We start from the raw sequence: 22,257 nt of genomic DNA on the forward strand, positions 1-22,257 counted from the left end.
CTACCCTGCGAGAAACTGCGGGCGTATCTATGTCATTTGTCCCCGTTCGCGCAGCGTCTCCCTTAGGAAAAGTTCTGATGCCTGTATTTAAAAGTGACGCTCCTGCGGACGCTCGTTCCGACGCTCTCTACGAGACGCTGCGCGAACGATTACTCGCTAACGCTGCGCTAACAGCTCGGCAAAAGCCGCCGCTCCATGCCAGAAGATTCCGACGCAAGGCAACATCTTCGTCCCCTCAACTCTTGGAACCCGCGCACAGAAGTGGCTCAGGAATGCACTGGCTCGACTTTTCGCTGGGTTGGGCTATGCCAACGAGTCAGACGCTACGCACAGTAGCTCTAAGCGAACGCAAGCAAGAGCGTTTCCTTGGCGCAGCCTCTGGTAGAGAAGAGTTGCCATGCCGTTGGCGCAGCCTCTCCAAGAGTTGGCTTTACACTTTGCTATCGAGCATTGGAAGCCTCCGCTCAGACTTCTCTTTTTGTCCTAACCTAATGACTAATGAGTAGAACCTACAAAGCAACCGGAATTAATCTTAAAACCCAGGTGCTGGGAGAATCAGATAAAATAGTGACGATTTTAACACGGGAGTTCGGTCTGATTCGAGCAGTGGCTCCAGGGGCACGTAAGCACAACTCTAGCCTGGGCGGGAGGAGTGGTATGTTTGTTGTGAATGAACTATTGATTGCAAAAGGGCGATCGCTTGATAAAATTACTCAAGCACAGACGTTAAAAACTTATCCTGGTTTAGCTAAAGATTTGGGAAAATTGGCTGCTAGTCAGTATTTAGCAGAAATAGTCCTGTGTCAAGCTTTGAGCGAACAACCCCAAGAAGAACTTTATGAGTTGTTCAATGAACATCTCCATAGGTTGGAGGCGTTGTCTAGTGCAAATGCATCTGGTGTTTTGGCTCATCTGGCTCATGGGGTGTTTCACCTTTTAGCCTTAGCAGGAGTAACGCCGCAAGTGCAAATCTGCTGCCTATCTGGGCGTCCCCTTAAGCCAGACTTTACAGACCCCAACTGGCAGGTAGGATTTAGCATCCCTGCGGGTGGAACAGTTTGCTTAGAAGCTTGGAAACGTTTGCGAACAGAGGGAGACAGGGAGAGGGGGATACAAAGAAATTCATCTTTTTCTTCATCATCCAATTACCCTATTATCCCATCATCTCCAAAACCTGGCTCCCAAACAGTTGTTGTGCATCGGCAAGAAATACCTATGATTTCTTGCCGTCCGGGTGCTATAGAATTGGCTCTGCTCCAACATCTGTCACAACCAGAGATAATGCAAATTGATGGTGCTAGAGATCATGACTGGTTATCTGTTGAGCAGATTTTGCGCCAGTATGCTCAGTATCAATTAGGTCGCCCTATTCGCTCTGCTACCTTGATCGACTCTTATTTTGCTGCTAACCATGATGCAACCGTCTGATTTGGATAAAAAAATCCTGCCTTTGTCACCAAGCCTCGTCAAAAAACAGAATAAGGCATTAGATCCTACAGTCAAGAATCACTTGAGTACCGTTTCCAAGTGTACACCTAGTCAAATCAATAGCCAAGAAATGTCCCCAAAAGACGTTTCTAAAGACGATCAAAGTTTGACAAAGGAGATCCCAAAAACTGATGTTCCAAGTCAATCAGAAACACAATCTGAGGACAAATTAACCACTGCGGAGGTAGATAGCAACGGTGCTTCCAATGGTCAGAGTTTGCCAGCAGTTTCTCCCCCAGAAAAAGAACCACCGAAATTAGATGGATCTGGTTCAGGTTCAGAAGCTGTTTCAGGAAATGTCAAACAGAAGGGGTTTTTGCCCGTATTAAAAAACCCTAATTTCCTTGCTCTTTGGGGTGGTCAAGTTTTCTCCCAACTAGCAGATAAAGTTTATTTGGTGCTGATGATTGCTTTGATTAATACTCAGTTTCAGGCTGGTAATCAAAGTATTAGTGGTTGGGTATCAGCCTTGATGATGGCTTTTACTATTCCAGCAGTATTGTTTGGTTCCGTTGCTGGTGTGTTTGTTGATCGCTGGTCGAAAAAGGCTGTGCTGGTAGCAACGAATATTTGGCGCGGCATCTTGGTTTTGTCAATTCCCTTCCTGCTGTGGTTGACTCATGATTGGAAACCTATAGGAATGTTGCCAGTGGGTTTTTTGATCATCCTGGGTGTGACTTTTTTAGTTTCCACACTGACGCAATTTTTTGCACCGGCAGAACAGGCGGCAATTCCCTTAATAGTAGAAGAACAGCATTTGCTCTCGGCAAATTCGCTTTACACGACAACGATGATGACATCAGTGATTGTTGGGTTTGCTGTTGGGGAACCGTTGTTAGCGATCGCCGATGGACTTTGGCTGCAAATTGGTGGTAGTGGTAGTTTGGGCAAAGAATTTTTAGTAGGTGGTAGTTATGCGATCGCTGGACTAATTTTATTCCTCCTGGCAACTAACGAAAAACACCACGACCCCGATACAGAATTCCCTCACGTATTCTCTGACTTGCGGGATGGTTTTGCCTACCTCAAAGCAAATCAGCGCGTCCGCAATGCTTTGCTTCAGCTAATTATCTTGTTTTCTGTCTTTGCAGCACTAACTGTTCTAGCCGTTCGTATGGCAGAAATAATTCCCAACATGAAAGCCTCCCAGTTCGGCTTTTTACTAGCAGCCGGAGGTGTTGGTATCGCTGCTGGAGCAACAATTCTCGGTCAATTTGGTCAACGTTTCTCCTATACCCAACTAAGTCTATATGGTTGTATGGGCATGGCAGCATCCTTGATTGGTCTATCAGTATTTACAACTCAACTGTGGCTGATCCTCCTGTTGGTGGCACTATTAGGTATCTTTGGGGCGCTAGTCGGTATTCCCATGCAAACAGCGATTCAAACAGAAACACCTCCAGAAATGCGTGGTAAAGTCTTTGGCTTGCAAAACAATGTAATTAATATTGCCCTCTCCTTACCTTTGGCATTAGCAGGTGTAGCAGAAACCTTTCTGGGATTACAGGTTGTGTTTTTGGGATTAGCAGTGATCGTCTTTTCAGGAGGTATATTAACCTGGTATAACTCACATAAGTAGTTATCAGCTAACAGGAGTAATTATTCATGACCTTGAAGTAATTACTAATTTCATTAAAGCTTTTGTGTTCATGGTAAACTGTGGTCAGTGAAAATTTATCACATACTTGCCGGATATCAATCTGACATTAGTCAGAATAAGTTGTTTAAGTATCAGAAATTAACAACTTATAAATAGAATAAATAAAGCCATAAATCCACTGGTTTAATCAGCTTAAAATAGGCTTTTTAAACTCAAGTGTGATGGGAATCTGTAATAACTAAAAAAACCAGCAAGTATAGCTAGATAAAATAAAAATCACAAAGGACACATAAGTAATAGATCAAACTCGCTTTTCTTACAGTTAAATAAAGAATGCGTATAGCCTGGATTGGAAAAAAATCGCCCTTTTGCGGCAATGTCACCTACAGTCGAGAAATTACAAATGCCTTGCTAGATAGGGGACATCAAGTTAGCTTTCTTCACTTTGCTCAGGAAGAGTCTGAACCTGACAATTGGCCAAATCTTCGAGAGGTTTCCCTCCCTTTCATTTACAAGTCCCAGGTTTATACAATTCCCACTTTTAAAGCGACCAAACTTTTAACAGATTCGCTGCGGGAAATCAAGCCAGATGTAGTCCATGCTTCCTTGACCCTATCTCCTCTAGACTTTTTTCTACCGGAAATCTGTGAGGAACTGAGGTTGCCCCTAATTGCCACTTTTCATACACCGTTTGCTGGCAAGGGGGCAAAGCTGATATCGGGAACACAACTTTTGGCTTATCAGCTCTACGCACCTTTTTTAGTTAACTACGATCGCGTGATTGTATTTTCCCAAATTCAGCGAGAATTATTGGCAGGGATGGGCGTGCGGGAAGAAAATATTGCCGTAATTCCCAACGGTGTTAATACCACCAAGTATTCTCCAGGACTTTCTAAAATCAAAGCAGAATTTAAAGCCGAACGCTTGTTTGTCTATCAGGGTCGAATAGCGCCAGAGAAAAATGTCGAAGCCCTCCTCCGGGCTTGGAGGCAGTCTGCAATGGGGCTTGGTAGTAAGTTGCTAATTGTTGGCGACGGGCCTTTAAAGTCTTCCTTAGAGCAGTTTTATGGTTCAGAGTACGGCATTATCTGGTTGGGATTTGTCGCTGATGAAGACCGACGCATCGAAATATTGCGGGGCGCAGATGTATTTGTTTTGCCTTCATTAGTAGAGGGTTTGTCCCTATCTCTGTTAGAAGGAATGGCATGTGGGTTGGCTTGTTTAGCAACAGACGTGGGTGCAGATGGAGAAGTATTGGAAAAGGGCGCAGGTGTAGTTATTAGTACCAAAACAGCGCGAACGCAATTGAGAACCCTCTTGCCAGTGTTGCAAGACCATCCAGAGTTAACAACCTTACTAGGGCAAAAAGCCAGACAGCGTGTATTAGACCGCTATACCCTGAGTAAGAATATTACTCTACTGGAAGAACTTTATAAGGAAGTTTTAGCACAGCGACCTCTACCACTAAGTCGCAGAGCGTAGAAAAAGTAAAAAGTGCGATGCCTACGGCGGGCTGCGCCTACCCATTTTTCCGCTCATCACTGTTGCGTAGACGCACGAAGTTCGGCTTCTCGCAGAGTACAGCTTGTCTTGACAAAAAACGCTGTTTTTTGTTTCTTTCTCGTCAGCCTATTTCGTGATATCGTTCTATCTTAGATTAGTTCTCGTCATGAGAACTAACTCTCAGTGAAGATGAATTATGAGAAATGCACGTTATCAGCTACCGAAGTTTAAGAAAATATACCGAAAGCCACGCTGATTGCCGTGAGGCTCTTGATAACTGGTATAAAGTTGCGAACAAGGCAGATTGGTCTAATTTGGTTGAGGTACAATTAGTTTTTCTGAAAGCAGAAGCGGTTGGTAATTTTACTATCTTCAACATTAAGGGTAATAAATATCGCTTAATTGTGAGTATAGATTATGAAAAGCAATTGATTTATATCAAAAATATCTTTACCCATGCTGAATTTGATAAGGAGGAATGGAAAAATGACCCTTACTTTTAATTCAGATAAATATAAAGAGTTATTATCTCATTATCAGCCAAAACTGATTAGGAATGAAGAAGAGAATGAAAAAGCTTTAGCTGTTGTAGAAGAATTGATGCACCGCCCTAACCGTAGCCCTGAAGAAGATGAACTTTATGAATTGCTAATTATTTTGATTGAAAAATTTGAACAGGAATACTATTTGCCTGGAAAGGCATCTCAGCCTCATTCTATATTACTTTTTTTGATGGAGCAAAGGAATATTAAACAGTCTGATTTGGTGCGTGTTATTGGTTCTAAAGGGGTTGTTTCAGAAGTGGTTAATGGCAAGCGAGAAATCAGCAAAGCTCAAGCTAAGGCTTTGGGAGAATTTTTTCGGGTTGACTGTGGTTTGTTTATTTGATAGTAAATCCAAAAAAAGTGAATTATTTTGGGGTACGGTTAGCGATATCCATTCGTTGCACTATCTTCATGCTTCATGCAAAGTTGATGATGATTACTGAGATAAAGTTATACTACCATCGTTGAAGCTAAAGAAAGCTAGAACTTAAAGTACCCTTTATATTTTATATTAGATAAAAAAAGACAAGAAGAAATTGCTAAAGAAGGAAATATAGATGCTATTTCTAACCTAATTGCTGAAAAAGTTACTAACAATAATGTAACAGTAGAAGCTTAAATACAATATGGTGTAACTCTTTGGCTAAAATTATACTCCCCAACACTAGTAACATTTAGTAGAGAAATTTGGATTTCAGATATTATAGATTTATTAAATAAAATTCAGCCCAATAAAATAGTTTCTATTTATATTTTTTTAATGTCTCTGGCAGATAATAATAAACTAATAAAGGAAAGATATTTAACCCTACTAAGATGATAAAGCGGTAAAATAAAATATTCTTGCTTGTGTATCTTCAGCCCAAATTTTTGTATGCCTTGTAAATCTTTTTGATTATAAGTGATAATATTGATCAATTAATCTTTGAATTATCCACTAAAGACCATCCTAAACTGGTTGGCTGTTCATAAACCCGCTTTAGAGTATTTAAATCTCTGGCAGAAATAGGTGACGGGTTACGAACTTGAGAAAAATATAGTGCATCAGTTTGTAGCGGACTATGGCCCCAAATTCCCAAGGCATGACCGAATTCGTGGCGGGCAGCTGCAATGAGATACTCACCTGTTTGACTGGGACTTAACAAGATGGTGAAGCGGTGGGATAAAAGTTTGTTGCTAATGGATAACTCGTAAGTAGTTTGTGCCGATCGCGCCCGGGATATATTACTACCAGGGGAAATTTGTAGAGGTGGCGCTTTTCGCACAATCGTAATATCAGCAACTTCTGGCTGTTCGACTACTGTTAAAGGTAAATAAGTACTCCACTCCTGTACACCCTGCAAGACACTGTTAACCCATGCTTGAGCTTGTTTTTCGATAAGGGCTTTTGGTGGTTCTACGTAAACTCGAACAGGAAATTGTGACCAGACTAAATAACCTACTTGGGTTGTTGTGACTTGGGAAAAGTAGTCACCACTGTTAGTGCTATCTTGCCACTGTGCAAGTGTAGGCGGTAAGGGATGGGGTTTTGAGGAAGATGAGGTGGGGAGAGAGATTATTAAGTCTAAATATGCATGTTTTGGTATTATTGTAAACCCATAGCTCAACTGGAGATTTGTAAAAACGATTAACAGCCCTGTGCTAATAAATAAGGCAAGAGCTGTAATTAACCGCCGTGAAATTAAATTTATTAGGGTGTTAAGTATTGCGTATTGGGTTCTTCTCCCCATTGACTTTTGACTTTTGACTTTTGACTTCCTCAAAAAGACTGACCTATCCTTATTTAGGCAACCAACCAGCACTTAAAACTACTGTTAAACCGAGAAAAATTACTGTCAATGCCCAAGTAATTCGGTTTAAGGTGTTTTCTGCACTCTTGGTACTGCTAAATAGCTGGGCTTGTCCGCCAATGGCGCCAATGCCATCACCTTTGGGGCTATGCAGTAAAACCAAGATAATTAAACCAGTGGCGGAAAATGCCCAAATGCCTTGCACAATATTAGTAGCTGTCATGGTAGGAATCTCATTTATAAAAAGTTTCAAAAAAGAGGAGTCAGGGTTGGAAGTTAGAAGTTAGGAGTACAGACGCGATTAATCGCGTCTGTACAGGAGTTAGGAAAGGTTTAATTCATCACTCTTTACTATTAACTATTAACTCCTCACTATTAACTCCTAACTCTTTTACAGCCCTACTTGCACGGGGGTGCGAGTGCGTTGCAGCTCATATTCTGCTGTTTTCAGCAGTGATCGCCCTGTCATTTCTAGTGGCTGAGGCAGCTGTAAAATTTCTAGAATTGTGGGGGCGATGTCGGATAGCTTGCCATCGCTTCGCAGTTCGACATTTGTACCATATCCAGGGATTTTGACTTTCTCTCCTTCCACCAAGATCAACGGGACTGGGTTAGTGGTGTGGGCTGTCCAGGGATTACCCCCCTTATCTAGCATATACTCAGCGTTGCCGTGGTCGGCAGTAATAATTGTTGTACCGCCGGCTTTGATCACGCTCTCTAGTAGGCGTCCCAAACAGCGATCAACTGTTTCAACTGCTGTAATGGTAGCTTCGATTTGACCAGTATGCCCTACCATGTCTGGGTTGGCATAGTTAATCACAACTAGGGAATACGTACCCTTTTGAATCGCAGCGATTGCTACATCTGTAACTGCTGCTGCTGACATCGCTGGGGCGTGATCGTAAGTCGCTACCATTGGGCTGCTTACTAGTTCTCGGTCTTCTCCAACAAAAGGTTCTTCCAAACCGCCATTAAAGAAATAGGTGACGTGGGCGTATTTTTCTGTTTCGGCAGTGCGGAACTGCTTCAGACTATGATTGGCTATCACTTCTCCCAGAATGTTACTGAGATTCTGAGGCTCAAAAGCTACAGCCACGGGTAAGTCTGAATCATACTGCGTAAAGGTGACAAAAGACAGCGGTGTGATTTGCTGTCTTTCAAAACCGTTAAACGTGGGACTGACCAAAGCTTGAGTCAGTTGTCTGGAGCGATCGGGGCGGAAGTTGAAAAATATCACCCCATCTCCTGGTTCTATTGCCCCTGGAGCAATTCGGATTGGGTTGACAAATTCGTCTTTTACACCATATACGTAAGATGCTTGCAAGATTTCCACAGCCTTGCGATTATCACCCACACCATCTTGGGTCATCACGTCGTAGGCGCGTTTGACCCGATCCCAGCGGTGATCGCGATCCATCGCGTAGTAGCGACCGCTGAGGGTGACTATGCGCCCAATTCCTGTACGGTCTATATAATCTTGCAGCAGTGTGATTGCTTTTACCCCGTCAGTTGGGGCGGTGTCACGACCATCGGTGATGGCGTGAATACAAACTTCTGGAATTCGCTGGTCTTTGGCTAAGTCAAGTAGTCCGAATAGATGGGTGATATGCGAATGTACCCCTCCCTCAGAACAAAGCCCGACTAGATGCAGTTTGCTATTCCGAGAACGAACTTCTTGGCAAATTTTGACGAGTGCTGGGTTGAAGGCAATAGAACCGTCTTCGACCGCATCAGAGATGCGTACAAGTTCTTGCGGTACCACTCGCCCAGCACCAATGTTCAAATGACCAACTTCTGAGTTGCCCATTTGACCCTCTGGCAACCCTACGGCTTTTCCTGATGTGTGGATGAGGGTATGCGGGTAAGCTGCCCATAAACTGTCCACGATTGGAGTTTTAGCAGCAACAATAGCGTTTCCTCGCTTTTCCTCGCAGTAGCCCCATCCGTCTAAAATGACTAGCACCACAGGAGCAACAGGTGCTTTGGTCATAGTAAAATTGCCCTTTACTTTTTGTAATACCCGAATGATACCATTGCTAATCCACGCCGCAAGAAGAGATATGCTTATTAAATTCTTTTATTAATTACTTTATAGTTTTCTTAGATTTTTCTTAAGCTTGTTAAATCTTGTGTATTTTATAATTTTTAAATTATTGATTAGTTCATGAGTAGCAATTGCTACTCATGAACTAGGGGAAATCATTTTTGTTTTGCAGTAGCTTTAGCAGTATACAAAAATGACCAAACCAAAAAAGAACATTTAATCATCTTCTAAAAGCTCTTTAGCAGTCTCATCCAGTCTCTTGTTTGCATTATCACAGAAGTTGAAAAACAGTTTGCTCACAACTCCAGAGGTAAGTCCAACAGCCGTTGTCGCTGCTGCCGATACATTTCCCAAGCAAACTGATACAGCAGTTACAACGCCAAGTATAGTAGTTGCTGTTGCTAGTACTGCAAGGCGGAAGTCACTCATTCAAAAGTCAAAAGTCAAAAGTATTATGGAATGGGCTTTTTAGGGTTTTTAAATGGTTGCTCTATTTACGCCGTGTTGTACTAGGCTAATAGCTAGGTTAAAACTTGCACTGGCTTGTGGAGAACGTTCTTGATACCAGTGTGCTGAAATATCTGTTGCTTTGTGATATCTCGAATGATACTACTACTAATCCACGCCGCAAGTGAGTTTTTGCTTATAAACTTTTTTTATTAAGGACTTGCAGTTTTTTGAAAGATTTTTTAAATTTTAGTAATTTTCCTGTGATGTTTTGGAAAACTAATAAGGAGTGATTACTTAGTAGTAGCACTTAAGCACTACTACTAAGGCATTATCCAATGCCTCATTTCCTTTTGGTAGAAGCTTTAGCAGCTTTCTTAGCAGCTTTCTCGGCAGCGATCGCAGCTAATTTTGCTTGTTCTTTTTCTTCGGCAATTTTCTGGAGATAGTAATGATAATCTCCTAAGTAAACGCGGAATTCGCCATCACGAATTTCGACGATTTTGTTAGCTACTTGAGAAATAAAATAGCGATCGTGAGAAACTACAATTGCCGTCCCATCATAATTTTTGAGCGCTTCTTCCAGCATTTCTTTAGCTGGAATATCTAGGTGGTTTGTCGGCTCATCTAAAATTAGTAAGTTCGCGGGACGTAAGAGCATTTTTGCCAATGCCAGACGAGCTTTTTCTCCTCCACTTAATGCCCCAACTGCTTTAAATACTGTGTCACCAGTAAATAAGAAGCGTCCCAAAAGCGTGCGGACTTCTTGATTATCCCAATCAGGAACTTCATCATGGATAGTTTCCATGACAGTTCTCTTTAAATCCAAGGCTTCAGCTTGATTTTGCTCAAAGTAACCGGGAATAACGTTGTGATCGCCTAATTGAACGCTACCTTCTGTGGGTTGTTCCATACCCATAATCACGCGCAAAAGGGTAGATTTACCAGCACCGTTGGGGCCAAGAAATGCAATGCGATCGCCTCTTTCAATTAGGAGATTCGTTCCCAAAAACAAAATCTTATCATCATAGATATGAGTTAAGTCTTTAATTTCTACTACCTCGCGTCCACTGCGAGGTGCAGGTGGAAAACGGAAGTGGAGAGTTCTGACTCCAGCAATGGGTGCTTCAATCCGCTCAATTTTGTCGAGTTGCTTTTCCCGGCTTTTTGCCTGGGTACTACGGGTAGCACTGGCGCGAAATCTATCAACAAAGGTTTGCTGTTTCTCTAATTCTTTCTGCTGGCGTTCGTAAGCACTAAGTTGTGCTGATTGACTTTCAGCTTTTTGTGATAAATATGCTGAGTAGTTACCAAGGTAGGTTGCAGAAACGCCACGTTCAGTTTCTACAATTTGAGTGCAGAGACGGTCAAGGAACTCCCGGTCATGGGAGACTATTACCATTGGAGTAATCAGCCCTTTGAGATAATTTTCCAACCACTCAATGGTTTCTAAATCTAGGTGGTTAGTCGGTTCATCCAGCAGCAATAAGTCGGGTTTTTGCAGCAGGATTTTACCTAAACTCATCCGCATCTGCCAACCACCACTGAAGGCACTGACAAGGCGATCGCCATCTTCTAGCCCAAACCCCATCTCTGGTAAGATTTTCCCGATGCGTGCATCTAAGTTGTAGCCATCCAAGGCTTCAAATTTACGCTGCAAGCGATCCAACTTGTCGATCAGTCGATCCAGTTCCTCTGGGGTAGCCGTTTCCATCTCTTGTGGCACATGTGCCAGAGATAACTGTACTTCGTTAGCTTCTTTGAAGACAGTCCAAAATTCTTCTCTAACCGTGCGGGTGGGGTCTACTTCAAACTCTTGGTTGAGGTAGGCTATATGTAAGCTATTAGGACGAATGATTTCGCCAGCGGTGGGTTCAATTTCCCCAGAGATGATTTTGAGTTGGGTGGATTTTCCCGCACCGTTGACACCGACTAAGCCAATGCGATCGCCTGGTTTTACTTCCCAGTTGATATCTTTGAGAACTTCGCCTGTGGGATAAATTTTACTTATATGTTCTAGTCGCAGCATTAAGTTTCTCTCAGGTAGGGAGTGGGTGGTTGAGGACGAAGTACTAACACCGCTTCTAATATTAACAAAAATTAACTATAAATTCGTCGTGAGCAAGTCCGGGGAACCGCAAACCAAATTTGGCTTGAGTCACGTATAAAACTTATCATATCCCTCTCAATGCTGACTTTGTGTTACTTGTCTGACTTCTTCGACACTGAAACCAAATGCCTCTGCCACTTGTTCCACAGTGACCCCTAATTTCAATAACATGGATATTAATTTTAATTTGGCCTACGCTGCCCTTCTTGCAAGGCGTCATGATAAAGTTTTGCGTTTTGGACTTGCTTTATAGTTAAACCTAACCCCTCCGCAACTTGCTCAATAGTTAACCTAAATCTAATAGACGAGGTACTGTTTGCAGTAAACCTTCCAAACGCCCTTCTTCAAATGCTTCTTGATAAACTTTTGTGTCTTTGAAACTTACAGTTCCTATGTTGTAGTCTACCAATTTCTCTACTCCTTGATCGGAAGAGTCCTACTACGCGGCTTGTCTGACTTCTTCGACACTCAAATCTAACGCCTCTGCTACTTGTTCTACAGTCAACCCTGCTACCAACATTGCTGGTACTGCTTTTAGTTTTCCTTGAACCTCACCTTGTTCAATGCCTTGTTCAATATCTTCCTGAAAGGCTTCCTGATAAAATCTGGTTTGCTTTAACTCGCTTAAGCTAAACATTGCATCTACCTCCTCTCGACTCATTGTGGGAAACTTATAAAACAAGATAATCTCTATAAATTGTAATAATTGCTGCTGTTTTCGTGGTGAGTTGATCTCTGACTTGGTTCTTTCTATCAACTCCCAAGCTTTAGCGATCGCTATGTCGTCGGTTGCAGTTACTAATTTAGCAGTTGCAATGCCAATTGGAAGCGATGCAGCTTCACCTAATTCATCCAAATAAATGCGCCTGACGCGCCACTTGTGAAAAACTCACGGTAATGTTTGATATCGCCTGTATCTACATTCCTATTTGGGTATAAAACCACAGCACCCCAGTCATTTGATGGTTGATTCTGACGTAGGTATAAACATATTTCTGTAATTAGCCGTGAATAAATTTCCCCATCAGCTTGAAATTGCACTTCAACAAAGTAAATCTGGTTTTCACTTCCTTGTGTAGGCAGAAATACACCATCGATTCTGAAGGCTGTTTGTTTGATTTCAACTGATGAAAATTTATAAAGGCTAGCTTCTTCTGGAGGATTACCAATAAGCTCAAAGAAGATATTCGGGGATTCTTGAAACAGCCGATAAAAGATGATGTCTGTTTTCACAATTTTATATCAATTTAAGATTTTGATTTGCTGTTCATGTGTTACTTTGTTCTTCAGAACCATCCCGCACTTCCAGCAAACGCTCTTTTGCCAGCCCTAATATACGTGATAGAGGTGCTAATAAACTATCATCAAATGCTTCTCCAGCATAAATATTATTCAGTTCAGTGGGAGATAATTTAAAGGTATCGCAGAATTTAGCAAACTCCTGATTACTTAAATCAAGTTCTTTTTGCCTATCATGAAGTAAAACAGCGATCGCTCTAGTTCCATGCCTCGGACGCTCACTAGTTTTTACATATTTTTCCATCAAATAATTGACTTTCCTGGTATCGCCACCGATTTTTTTAATTAAATCAGTACAAGCCATTTTTAGCGCTTTCTTTAAAACTTCTTCTTCGTTTAAAAACTTAATAACTTCAGTGGCATATTCTGGTTTAAAAAATCCCACCAAATCACCTTGATGATAAACTGGTATATAAGGATTATTTGTTTCAAGTTGCCAATCTAAAGGCTCATTGCGTAGCGACATAGATACCCCTTTAAATCATTTAAGATTTCACCATTTTAAAACCATTTCTTCCTTAACTGCCAGTAGTGATATTGGGAGTATCTCACTTTTGTAAAAATACCCTAGCCCCGGCGATTATAAATCACAGCTATACAAGACTTTACCCACCTCCGTGGGTTTAAACTTCCTGGAGTCCATGTAGGCGGACTTAGTTTGTGTAGCTGTTATGTATTTCTATCATAACCTTGAACTCAACCCAAATTAGCGATCGCCTTGCTCATTGGTAAGTGGCTAAAGGGTTGCCAGAGAAGGGGTTGATAGTGTTCTGAGGCTGTTGTTAGATATTCAACCATAATGGGCATACTGTAAATATCAAGTAATTAAGCATCGAAACAGGGTAAACAGTATGTTGACGATAACGTGGCAAGAAGAGATTGCATCCGTGAAACAAAATTTGAACAAGGAAATAAATAAAATTTCACGTAATTCTGATATTAATGTTCGTAATCATATTTATATAAATAACCTGAAATCAAAGTTAAAGCGGTTAGATGAAATAGAAAAAATTCTTAGTATAGATAAATATAAAATTGCTTTTATAGGTACTATTGGTCAAGGAAAAACAACGGCTATCTGCCATCTTTTTAACTTAACAAGTGACTTCACAGTTTCCAATAATAGTGGTAGGAAAAATGAGAATGAAACTGGGACCAAAGAGTTGCTGTCAACGGGAGCAGGTAGAACTACTATTTGTGAAGTGATTATCAAACCATCTGAAAAAACTTACATAGAGATAGAGCCTTATACAGTTGATGAAATGGAAAATATTATTTCGGAATTCTGTGAATATATTGCAAAAAAAGATAATCCTAAAACAGAGCAGAGAATAATTATTTCTAAAGAAGTTGAAAGAGCTATTAGGAATGTTATAGAAATGAAATCACGCTCGAAAACAATTTATGTTAGCAATAAACCAAAAAAAGAAACAATTGACGCAGCTAAGGAAAAATTTGATAAATTGGGATTAGATGAACTAAAAAAACTTGCGTTTAATAATGCAAAGCTTGAATCTAGAACTAGGAATAAAATTGAGTTTAATAATCAGAATAATGAGCAAGAGTGGATAAAAAATACCTTTGCTGCTATTAATGCTGCTGAGTTAAAAGAATTTGCTATTCCGAGAAAAATATATCTTTATGTGAGCCATGATATTTTATCTGGTTCAAATTTATCCCAGTTTGATTCAGTCATTGATACTAAAGGACTTGATGAAAACCCAATTCGTAAAGACTTGAAAAAATATATTGAAAATCAGGATACTATCTGTCTCTTTGTAACTCCTTTCGCTGCTGCACCGGAAGCTAATATTACTAAATTAATAGGTTATCACCTTACATCTAAATCCAAGGACTTTAATCATAGATTCGTAACTTTGGTATTGCCTCACAAAGATGAACCTGAAAAAGTTAATGAATGTGACGGAGATTATGATACAGGAATTCAAATCAAAATAGATGAAATTCAAGCTACATTCGAGAAGTTGAACTTAGATTTTTTGATAGAAAATATCTTATTTTATGATGCTTTGAGGTACTATCGTAATGATATCTATAGCGAAGAAAATATACAGGCAGATAAAGATGACTTTATCGAAGGTATAGCGGGTGTAGTAGAACGTAGACGAAATATTTTATTGGACGAAATAAAGAATATTCAAGAAAGTTTTACAAGAATAAAAAGCGGTAATGGTTTAACAGTATCAGAAATCGAAGCAATTGAAACTGCCATTAAAAAGATAAAAGATTTCGAGGATTTGAGTAAAAGAGTACAAAGTTTTCTTTATCAAGATAAAGGTCAACAAGATAAAGGTTTTGTTACTAAATATGTTGAACATTATCGTACCGTTTATCCAGCATGGAATACTAAACACGCTATTCATAGAAACTTTGGCTATTATGAGCCAAAGAATATAGATATATATTATGATATGAGGGTTTTTGCTGAGGGAATAAATGAAGATGAAATGTTGAAGAAGTTTACAAAACAACCAAAGCAGGTATTAGAAAATATCCTGAATGACCTGACATCGGCAAATGAATCTTTAAAGACATTTATCCCTGAATTAATTATACAGCTTAACTCATTGTATGACGATTTTATAAGTGAAGTAGGAAAACAGATTCAAGAGGAAGCTCAAAGCAAACTATCACCTCAAAGCGAAGATTCCAAATTCTGGGAGGCTCTAATTAATGAAAAAGGTAAAGTAAGACCTCCAGGTGAAACCTATACTGATAATGTATGTCAGACATTGAAAAGCGAACTTGAAAAGGGGCAAAGCTTAAATACATTTTTAGAGATTCAAGCAGGAAAGCATTGGAAAAAGTTAGTTATTAAACTATTAAGCTTTTTTGGAGAGAAGTAGACATATAAACTTCAAATTGCATAGTAAAGACAGAGGACGCCATCTGATTGCGTCCTTAAAATTCCTTTGTCACTAAATAAATCTTACTATCTATGAAAAGCTTAAGTGAAGAAATATCCATAACACTCAATATATACAAGAGAAACTATACAGAATATACAAAGTGTTTGATTAGAGGGAGGGAAATTTTTATTGATGGACGCCCAGAAGAAAAAGTTAGGCAATTATTTATCTACTTTTTGGTCAAAAGAAGTGGTTTGTTTCCAAATGAAATTGATATCAAAGTGGAATCTAACAATCATGATATAGAAGTATATAAAACTGTCAAAAATAAATATTTTAAACCATATCACCCTCCTCTGATGATTGTGGAAGTGAAGCGATAAGAAGAATACTTACAGAATCATGAGGAGCAGATTGAAAGATACCTAAAAAAATCTGGTTCAGAAATAGGTATTTTATATAATTATCATGAAATTATTGCATATGCTAAAAAAGACGCAGTATTTACGAGTAATTATCTCAATAGTCTTAAAGATATACCACCATTAATTTTACAAAATTCTAATAAGTTAGAGAAGGATATATTAGAATTTGAAAAAGCTGTAAACGGAAGTTTTGATAGTTTTATTTATCTTGTTAAGAAGTATGGTGAATATAAGCTGAATACAATAACTTTTAGACTAAAAGGTGAACAATTACCTGTATCAGGCACTTTCTTTGAGTCTCAAGAGCATCAGGTGAACTATCTTAAAAATGGTAAAAGACGGCAAAGCTTAAATTGCCAAGATTTTGAAAAGCTAATTTCTATCATTTATTGACAAATAAAACGTATCTCCAAATAACAAATGATCGTAAGAAAAATGATAGTAATTATCCTTCCCAGTCTTGACGAGTATCGCATAGAAAATTGTCTGCGATCGCATCATTAAATAAATACGGGCAATGCTCTGGAAAAGTTCGTAATCGTAAGTTAGTTTCTCTTGGCGTCAAATCGACTCCCGCTTCAATGTCAGCTAGTTTGATGATTTAATATTCAATCTTGAACAAATATTCAACTGGCCTTGGCTTCATCCCTAGACGCTTCAGCCACAGCCACCAATCTATCTGCCGCAGCTTGCACAATTTGAGCCACTTGGCCCAGAGGCATGTGCTGGATTTGTCTAAGAATCAGACTCAAATCTGAGGTTTCTGGAATTGGCTTTAGTTTGCTACGGCGGTTGTGCTTGTAGTTAGACTTTGCTGCGAAGAAATAATAATATCGAAGGTGCATCATGTTTGGCAAGCCACGCAAAACTAATCAATATCGCCGCAAGGGTGGAAATCTTATAGCCACTAATAAAATTAAACCAGAACAGTGGCACATTTCGGAGGCTGAAGCGAAAGAAGCCCTGAAAGCTAAAGGCTAAGATGTGAAGCAGATCAAGAAAATCCATCGCCTGAAGCATCAGGTGTGTATTTCCTACTGGGATGCAAAAGACAATATATGTAGCAGCTTTTTCAGCTATCGGATTTTTGCGCGTTGGCAAGAAGAAGCAGAAAAGCTAATTTATACTTGCCAAACCCTGAAGGAGTGGGCGAAGCTAAATTACGTCATGAAGTACGAATTTGCCTATTACCATTATCCCATTGAAATGGAAGATGCACTCCAGGCAATATTAGAAAACCACCTGTCTGTGTTAAAAGCAATAGCACAACAAATGGTTTTACAGGGTTTTTAGCAAAAATTAGTTAGCAGCAGAAGTGGCTAACTCCGCGAGGCGTTCCTGTTGGTCTAGAGATATACAAGATTGAATAAGTGTCTCTAAATCACCTTCCAAAACAGGGTTAAGGGAATAATTCTGACCTAACCGATGATCGGTAGCGCGGTTATCTTTATAATTGTAGGTGCGAATTTTTTCCGATCGCGATCCTGTACCAACCTGCGATCGCCGCATGGAAGTTACAGCTTCTTGTTGTTCGCTTAACTTGATGTCATACAACTTTGCCCGCAGAATTTGCATTGCCCGTTCTTTGTTTTGCAACTGGCTGCGTTCTTCTGTACAGAAAATGCGTATTCCCGTTGGTTTGTGCATCAAGTCAACGGCTGTTTCTACCTTGTTGACGTTTTGTCCACCAGCACCGCCAGAACGGGCTGTAGTCATTTCAATATCTTTTGGGTCAATATGAATTTCCACATCATCCACCTCTGGCATAATCGCCACGGTAGCTGTGGAAGTATGAACCCGTCCCCCAGATTCAGTTGCCGGCACGCGCTGCACACGATGCACTCCAGCTTCAAACTTTAACTGGCTGTAAACGTCATTACCTTTAATTTCTAGAATGACCTCTTTCCAGCCACCCACTTCTCCTCGAGATTCGCTCACTAAAGAAACTTTCCAACCTTGAGTCTGGGCATAGCGGGTGTACATCTGCATCAAATCGCCAGCCCAAATACTCGCTTCATCGCCACCAGTACCAGCGCGAATTTCCAACATGATATTCTTTTCATCATTGGGGTCGCGTGGTAGCAGTAAAACTTTCAAGCGAGACTCTAAATATTCTATTTTTTGTTCAAGTTCCTTTACTTCCAGTGCTGCCATTTCTTGCAACTCTGGGTCACTTGCAGATTCTTTGTAAACCTGACGCGCTCCGATTAAATCTTCTTGGGCTATTTTCCAAATTTCATAAGTATCAACTACCTCTTCCAAAGAAGAACGAGACTTAGCAATTTCTTGATACTCATCAGGGTTGCTAGCGGTATCGGGGTCACCAAGACGACGTGTTAACTCATTAAAGGTTTGTTCAACGGATTTTAGTTTGTCCAGTAAGTATGATTCAGCCATGACGAGTGCGATCGCTCCTTAAAAAAATAACAAATTGGCTCGAGCATATAAATGACAATCGACCCAGCTGATGCAGGGTCGTCGTTAACAGCAGAGCCAACCCGCTACTTTTTCTTTTGTTCGTCGCCAGATGTTTGAGTGCTGCTCATGCCGTACTTGCGGAGGAAACGCTCCACTCGACCCTCAGTGTCAATAATCTTCTGAGTGCCAGTATAGAATGGGTGATTTCCAGACCAAACATCTACGTGCAATTCTGGCTTGGTAGAGCCAATGGTCATAACAACTTGACCGTTGCAGTAAACTTTAGCATCTGGATACCACTTGGGGTGAATATCAGATTTAGCCATTGTTCTTTTTGTGATGAATCTATCTTTATCAATTATAACTTTCAGGTTTCAATTGCAGCTAGGGAGTGGGGACTAGGAAAGATATAAACAACGGACTTTTCCAATACCCAATACCCAGTTCCCAATCGCTTAACGCTTAGAGTACTGAGGCGCTTTCCGGGCTTTATGTAAACCATATTTTTTCCGCTCTTTTGCCCTCGGATCACGAGTCAGATAACCTTCGGTTTTCAAAGGTGGGCGGTTGTCTGGGTCTAGTTGGCACAAAGCACGAGCAACTCCTAAACGAACAGAATCAGCCTGTCCAGTCAAGCCGCCGCCTTCTGCTTTCACCAAAATGTCATATTCGTTTTCCAATCCCAGAGTTTCCAGGGGTGCTTTGATCACTCCCAGGTAGTTGGCATTGAATTGGAAATACAAGTTTCCATCTTTACCGTTCACAGTCAGTTGACCAGTGCCTGGAACCAGACGTACCCGCGCTACTGAGGTCTTACGACGACCAGTACCCCAGTATACGGCGCGACCGCTATTGGCGTCTGCTACTACCATTAATTTTCTTCTCCAGGAATTGTACTAATTTGTAATTCTTTAGGTTTTTGAGCATCATGGGGATGTGTGGGCCCAGCGTAGACTTTCAGCTTGGTGAACAACTGCTTACCCAGACTATTTTTAGGTAGCATACCTTTAACAGCCTGTTCTAAAATCCGCTCTGGTATGCGCTGTTGCAACTTAGCGAAAGTTTCTGTTTTCATTCCACCGGGACGACCAGAATGGCGACGGTAAAGCTTTTGAGTGCGCTTTTTGCCTGTGACTGTTACTTTCTCGGCATTAATGACGATTACAAAATCACCTGTATCTAAGTGAGGTGTATATTCGGGTTTCTTTTTGCCTCTTAAAACCTGGGCGATTTCGCTGGCGAGGCGACCGAGGCGTTTATCGGTGGCATCTACTATGTACCACTCACGCTCAAGGGACGCTTGAGAAGGAAGGTATGTTTTACTAGTTGTCATTTGTCATTTGTCCTTTGTCATTTTTAATTTGTCATTAGTCATTTGTCTTTTGTCATTTGTCGTTACTAATGGCCAATGACTAATGACTCTTGACTAGTGACGAACTTTGGCAAGGTGTCGTACCAAATCTCTTTTGGAAAAGGAAAATCTGGATAGCCGACTCGCAACAAGCATAAGCCTTGGGGCGGTGCGGCGTGTTTCACTTCTTCTCGACGTTGTTCTTTCCAGAGTTCGGTGAAGCTAGAAAGTGTCCGTTGTCCAGAACCTACTTGTACCAGCATCCCTACCAACAGCCGTACCATGCCATACAAAAATCCATCTGCCTGTATTTCAATATGGATAAATGGCCCACTGCGACGACACTCTGCTGCTTGCACCTCCACCCAGGAATGCGATCGCTTTGAGCCTGCACGCTGAAAAGCAGCTAAATGATGCTTTCCCAAGAGAGGTTTCAGGGCAGCTTGGATTAAGGATTCATCCAGGGGTGCATAATAATAATGCCAACTGAAGGGTCTCACAAACAAGTTAAGTCGATCTTCAGTGTATATTGTGTAGCGATACCGTCGATAGGCTGCACTAAAGCGAGCGTGCCAACGGTTATCTACACTGGCTGAAGCCCTGACTAATATATCTGACGGCAGATAGCTGTTGAGGATTGTTGCCCACTTGTGAGGCGGAATTAAACCTGTTGCCTCAAAATGGGCTACTTGAGCAGCAGCGTGAACTCCAGAATCAGTTCGCCCAGCACCGTGTAGTGTCACATGATACCCAAGAATAGTAGCGATCGCTGTTTCTATCTCTTCTTGGACTGTCCGTTGTTTTTTTTGCCGTTGCCAGCCATGAAAATGAGTGCCCAGGTATTGGATTACCAAGGCTACTCGATGAATTTGTGTAGGCTGGTGGCTTTCTAACATACAGATTTTGTCCTACCCTACGGGAAGCCGCCAAAGGGCGTCTATGTCATTTGTCAATGACTAATGACTTAAACCAATTCAATTATTGCCATTTTTGCATTATCACCCCGACGCGGTACGGTATGCAGGATGCGGGTATAACCGCCCTGACGATTACCATACCGAGTGGGAACTTGCTCAAATAGAGCGTGAACCAGTTGTTTGTCGAAGATATAGCCAAGGGCTTCCCGGCGTGCTGCCAAGGAGCCGTTTTTGGCTAGGGTAATCATTTTTTCCACTTCACTTCGCAGAACTTTAGCTCTAATTAAAGTGGTGGTGATCTTACCATGACGGATCAGCTCGGTGGTAAGCGATCGCAATAAAGCACGGCGCTGATCGGCGGGTTTACTGAGTTTTTTGACGCGACAACGGTGACGCATAAATTATGCACTATGAATTATGAACGGTTTTTCTTAAGGGTGTTTAGAGCCTCTTTCCATTGGCAGAGTGATGCCCAAGCGTCGCTGCAAAGCTTCCACAACCTCTTCTGCTGACTTCTGACCAAAGTTCTTAATTTCTAAGAGGTCTTCTTGGGTATAATCCAACAAATCTGCCACAGAGTTAACTTGTGCCCGTTTAAGACAGTTATATGCCCGCACGGAAAGTTGCAACTCTTCGATGGGTATCTGGGCAGTTGGGTCGTCTGGAATGTCCGAACCTGTGTCTGTTGGTTCCAGGGAGATATCTTTCAACGGGTTGAATAAATCTACCAAGATCCCAGCGGCCGAAGATAGTGCTTCTTGGGGGGAAATACTGCCATTTGTCCAAACTTCCAACAGCAGTCGGTCTTTTGGAATCAAGCCTTCCCCACGAGATTCTTCAACACTATAGTTGACTTTTCGCACCGGCATAAATATTGAGTCAATTTGGAGAAAGTCCAACGATGTGGCTTCCTCACGTCCTCGCTCTACGGTGCGATAGCCTTTGCCTTTCTCGATCCGAAATTCCATTTCCAGCTTTCCACCTTCGGCGATGGTAGCTACATACTGAGTCGGATCAATAACTTCTACTTCACTGGGCAAATCAAAATGCGCCGCAGTGATTGTTGTTGGGCCGCTAACGAGTAATCTCCCAATCTGAGGCTGCGAAGAATAGTTTTTTAGGATAACTTCCTTCATTCTCATGAGAATTTCCAGCACATCTTCCCGCACGCCCGGAACTGTGGCGAACTCATGTGAAACGCCTGCAATCCGCACTGCTGTAACTGCTGTACCTTCTAAATTAGACAGTAAAACCCGCCGTAGTGCGTTGCCAACAGTTGTTCCTTGACCACGTTCCAGAGGTTCCAAAACAAATTTACTGTAATGGTTCCGACTTTCCTCGGTATTCGACTCTACACATTCAATTTGAAACTGCGCCACGGATGAGCCTCCCTTTTTCTAAGGTGCTGCTAGCAGACAAATCAATTGCCTCCCGAATTGATTGCCAATTT

Annotated in this window: 22 protein-coding genes and 3 pseudogenes; 10 read left to right on the top strand and 15 right to left on the bottom strand. The window is 41.2% G+C overall.

Annotated features, from left to right (window positions below; all coding sequences use genetic code 11):
• Nucleotides 1-77: 77 nt before the first annotated feature.
• The 6 genes from V7K48_RS17920 to V7K48_RS17945 all read left to right on the top strand — a co-directional run bounded on the left by V7K48_RS17920 (nt 78) and on the right by V7K48_RS17945 (nt 5,479).
• On the top strand, nt 78-506 hold the full coding sequence (locus tag V7K48_RS17920) for a hypothetical protein (RefSeq protein WP_335074619.1): 429 nt from the start codon (nt 78-80) through the stop codon (nt 504-506).
• The gene (gene recO, locus V7K48_RS17925) at nt 499-1,428 is read left to right on the top strand and encodes a DNA repair protein RecO (RefSeq protein ID WP_335074620.1); all 930 of its coding nucleotides are present in this window, start codon (nt 499-501) and stop codon (nt 1,426-1,428) included. The genes V7K48_RS17920 and recO overlap by 8 nt, the downstream gene beginning before the upstream one ends.
• Nucleotides 1,415-3,067, top strand: a complete 1,653-nt coding sequence (locus tag V7K48_RS17930) for an MFS transporter (RefSeq protein WP_335074671.1) — start codon at nt 1,415-1,417, stop codon at nt 3,065-3,067. Before recO ends, V7K48_RS17930 begins: the two co-directional genes overlap by 14 nt.
• A 354-nt stretch (nt 3,068-3,421) precedes the next feature.
• Nucleotides 3,422-4,570 (top strand): glycosyltransferase family 4 protein, encoded by a 1,149-nt coding sequence (locus tag V7K48_RS17935; protein ID WP_335074621.1) that lies wholly within the window; start codon nt 3,422-3,424, stop codon nt 4,568-4,570.
• 224 nt (nt 4,571-4,794) lie between these two features.
• Complete coding sequence (locus V7K48_RS17940; protein WP_335074622.1) at nt 4,795-5,094, top strand: type II toxin-antitoxin system HigB family toxin; 300 nt, start codon at nt 4,795-4,797, stop codon at nt 5,092-5,094.
• Nucleotides 5,078-5,479 carry a helix-turn-helix domain-containing protein gene (locus V7K48_RS17945; RefSeq protein ID WP_334968638.1) on the top strand — a complete coding sequence of 134 codons (402 nt, stop codon included), beginning with the start codon at nt 5,078-5,080 and terminating at the stop codon, nt 5,477-5,479. The genes V7K48_RS17940 and V7K48_RS17945 overlap by 17 nt, the downstream gene beginning before the upstream one ends.
• A gap of 571 nt (nt 5,480-6,050) precedes the next feature.
• Here the strand turns inward: V7K48_RS17945 and V7K48_RS17950 are convergent.
• The 3 genes from V7K48_RS17950 to gpmI all read right to left on the bottom strand — a co-directional run bounded on the left by V7K48_RS17950 (nt 6,051) and on the right by gpmI (nt 8,916).
• Complete coding sequence (locus V7K48_RS17950; RefSeq protein ID WP_335074623.1) at nt 6,051-6,866, bottom strand: peptidase; 816 nt, start codon at nt 6,864-6,866, stop codon at nt 6,051-6,053.
• A gap of 49 nt (nt 6,867-6,915) precedes the next feature.
• Nucleotides 6,916-7,149, bottom strand: coding sequence for a preprotein translocase subunit SecG (secG, locus tag V7K48_RS17955; RefSeq protein WP_012410686.1), 234 nt, complete (start codon nt 7,147-7,149; stop codon nt 6,916-6,918).
• 168 nt (nt 7,150-7,317) lie between these two features.
• Nucleotides 7,318-8,916 (bottom strand): 2,3-bisphosphoglycerate-independent phosphoglycerate mutase, encoded by a 1,599-nt coding sequence (gene gpmI, locus V7K48_RS17960; protein ID WP_335074624.1) that lies wholly within the window; start codon nt 8,914-8,916, stop codon nt 7,318-7,320.
• 334 nt (nt 8,917-9,250) lie between these two features.
• On the opposite strand from gpmI, the gene V7K48_RS17965 reads away from it, so the two are divergent.
• Nucleotides 9,251-9,442 (top strand): hypothetical protein, encoded by a 192-nt coding sequence (locus V7K48_RS17965; protein ID WP_335074625.1) that lies wholly within the window; start codon nt 9,251-9,253, stop codon nt 9,440-9,442.
• Between the two features lie 318 nt (nt 9,443-9,760).
• On the opposite strand, the gene V7K48_RS17970 is transcribed toward V7K48_RS17965, so the two are convergent.
• The 4 genes and pseudogenes from V7K48_RS17970 to V7K48_RS17985 all read right to left on the bottom strand — a co-directional run bounded on the left by V7K48_RS17970 (nt 9,761) and on the right by V7K48_RS17985 (nt 13,292).
• Nucleotides 9,761-11,446 (bottom strand): ABC-F family ATP-binding cassette domain-containing protein, encoded by a 1,686-nt coding sequence (locus tag V7K48_RS17970; RefSeq protein ID WP_334979436.1) that lies wholly within the window; start codon nt 11,444-11,446, stop codon nt 9,761-9,763.
• A gap of 367 nt (nt 11,447-11,813) precedes the next feature.
• The gene (locus tag V7K48_RS17975; RefSeq protein ID WP_335074626.1) at nt 11,814-11,936 is read right to left on the bottom strand and encodes a hypothetical protein; all 123 of its coding nucleotides are present in this window, start codon (nt 11,934-11,936) and stop codon (nt 11,814-11,816) included.
• A 30-nt stretch (nt 11,937-11,966) separates the two neighbouring features.
• Nucleotides 11,967-12,760: pseudogene (locus tag V7K48_RS17980) on the bottom strand (Rpn family recombination-promoting nuclease/putative transposase).
• A 34-nt stretch (nt 12,761-12,794) separates the two neighbouring features.
• Nucleotides 12,795-13,292: a hypothetical protein gene (locus tag V7K48_RS17985; RefSeq protein WP_335074627.1), complete on the bottom strand. Its 498-nt coding sequence runs from the start codon at nt 13,290-13,292 to the stop codon at nt 12,795-12,797.
• A gap of 421 nt (nt 13,293-13,713) precedes the next feature.
• Between V7K48_RS17985 and V7K48_RS17990 the strand changes: the two genes are divergently transcribed.
• Together V7K48_RS17990 and V7K48_RS17995 are read left to right on the top strand one after the other, a co-directional pair.
• Nucleotides 13,714-15,693 (top strand): hypothetical protein, encoded by a 1,980-nt coding sequence (locus V7K48_RS17990; RefSeq protein ID WP_335074628.1) that lies wholly within the window; start codon nt 13,714-13,716, stop codon nt 15,691-15,693.
• 92 nt (nt 15,694-15,785) lie between these two features.
• The gene (locus V7K48_RS17995) at nt 15,786-16,079 is read left to right on the top strand and encodes a hypothetical protein (protein WP_335074629.1); all 294 of its coding nucleotides are present in this window, start codon (nt 15,786-15,788) and stop codon (nt 16,077-16,079) included.
• A 668-nt stretch (nt 16,080-16,747) separates the two neighbouring features.
• Here the strand turns inward: V7K48_RS17995 and V7K48_RS18000 are convergent.
• A pseudogene (locus V7K48_RS18000) lies at nt 16,748-16,897 on the bottom strand (transcriptional regulator); the annotation flags it as partial.
• Between the two features lie 70 nt (nt 16,898-16,967).
• Here V7K48_RS18000 and V7K48_RS18005 point away from each other — a divergent pair.
• Nucleotides 16,968-17,414, top strand: a pseudogene (locus tag V7K48_RS18005) (hypothetical protein).
• A gap of 6 nt (nt 17,415-17,420) precedes the next feature.
• On the opposite strand, the gene prfA reads toward V7K48_RS18005, so the two are convergent.
• From prfA to V7K48_RS18040, 7 genes are all read right to left on the bottom strand, one after another.
• Nucleotides 17,421-18,518 carry a peptide chain release factor 1 gene (gene prfA, locus V7K48_RS18010; protein ID WP_335074630.1) on the bottom strand — a complete coding sequence of 366 codons (1,098 nt, stop codon included), beginning with the start codon at nt 18,516-18,518 and terminating at the stop codon, nt 17,421-17,423.
• Nucleotides 18,519-18,622: 104 nt separating this feature from the next.
• Nucleotides 18,623-18,865: a 50S ribosomal protein L31 gene (gene rpmE, locus V7K48_RS18015; protein WP_273765764.1), complete on the bottom strand. Its 243-nt coding sequence runs from the start codon at nt 18,863-18,865 to the stop codon at nt 18,623-18,625.
• Nucleotides 18,866-18,994: 129 nt separating this feature from the next.
• Nucleotides 18,995-19,411 (bottom strand): 30S ribosomal protein S9, encoded by a 417-nt coding sequence (gene rpsI, locus V7K48_RS18020; protein ID WP_300420156.1) that lies wholly within the window; start codon nt 19,409-19,411, stop codon nt 18,995-18,997.
• Nucleotides 19,411-19,872, bottom strand: coding sequence for a 50S ribosomal protein L13 (gene rplM / locus V7K48_RS18025; protein WP_335074631.1), 462 nt, complete (start codon nt 19,870-19,872; stop codon nt 19,411-19,413). The genes rpsI and rplM overlap by 1 nt, the downstream gene beginning before the upstream one ends.
• A 65-nt stretch (nt 19,873-19,937) precedes the next feature.
• A complete protein-coding gene (truA, locus tag V7K48_RS18030) occupies nt 19,938-20,786 on the bottom strand; it encodes a tRNA pseudouridine(38-40) synthase TruA (protein ID WP_335074632.1) in 849 nt (282 codons plus the stop codon).
• Nucleotides 20,787-20,854: 68 nt separating this feature from the next.
• Entirely contained in the window at nt 20,855-21,205 is a 351-nt protein-coding gene (gene rplQ / locus V7K48_RS18035) for a 50S ribosomal protein L17 (protein WP_094342458.1), read from the bottom strand.
• A gap of 33 nt (nt 21,206-21,238) precedes the next feature.
• Nucleotides 21,239-22,186, bottom strand: coding sequence for a DNA-directed RNA polymerase subunit alpha (locus tag V7K48_RS18040; RefSeq protein WP_012410702.1), 948 nt, complete (start codon nt 22,184-22,186; stop codon nt 21,239-21,241).
• Between the last annotated feature and the right edge of the window lie 71 nt (nt 22,187-22,257).

This window comes from Nostoc sp., from assembly GCF_036919615.1.
Lineage (GTDB): Bacteria > Cyanobacteriota > Cyanobacteriia > Cyanobacteriales > Nostocaceae > Nostoc.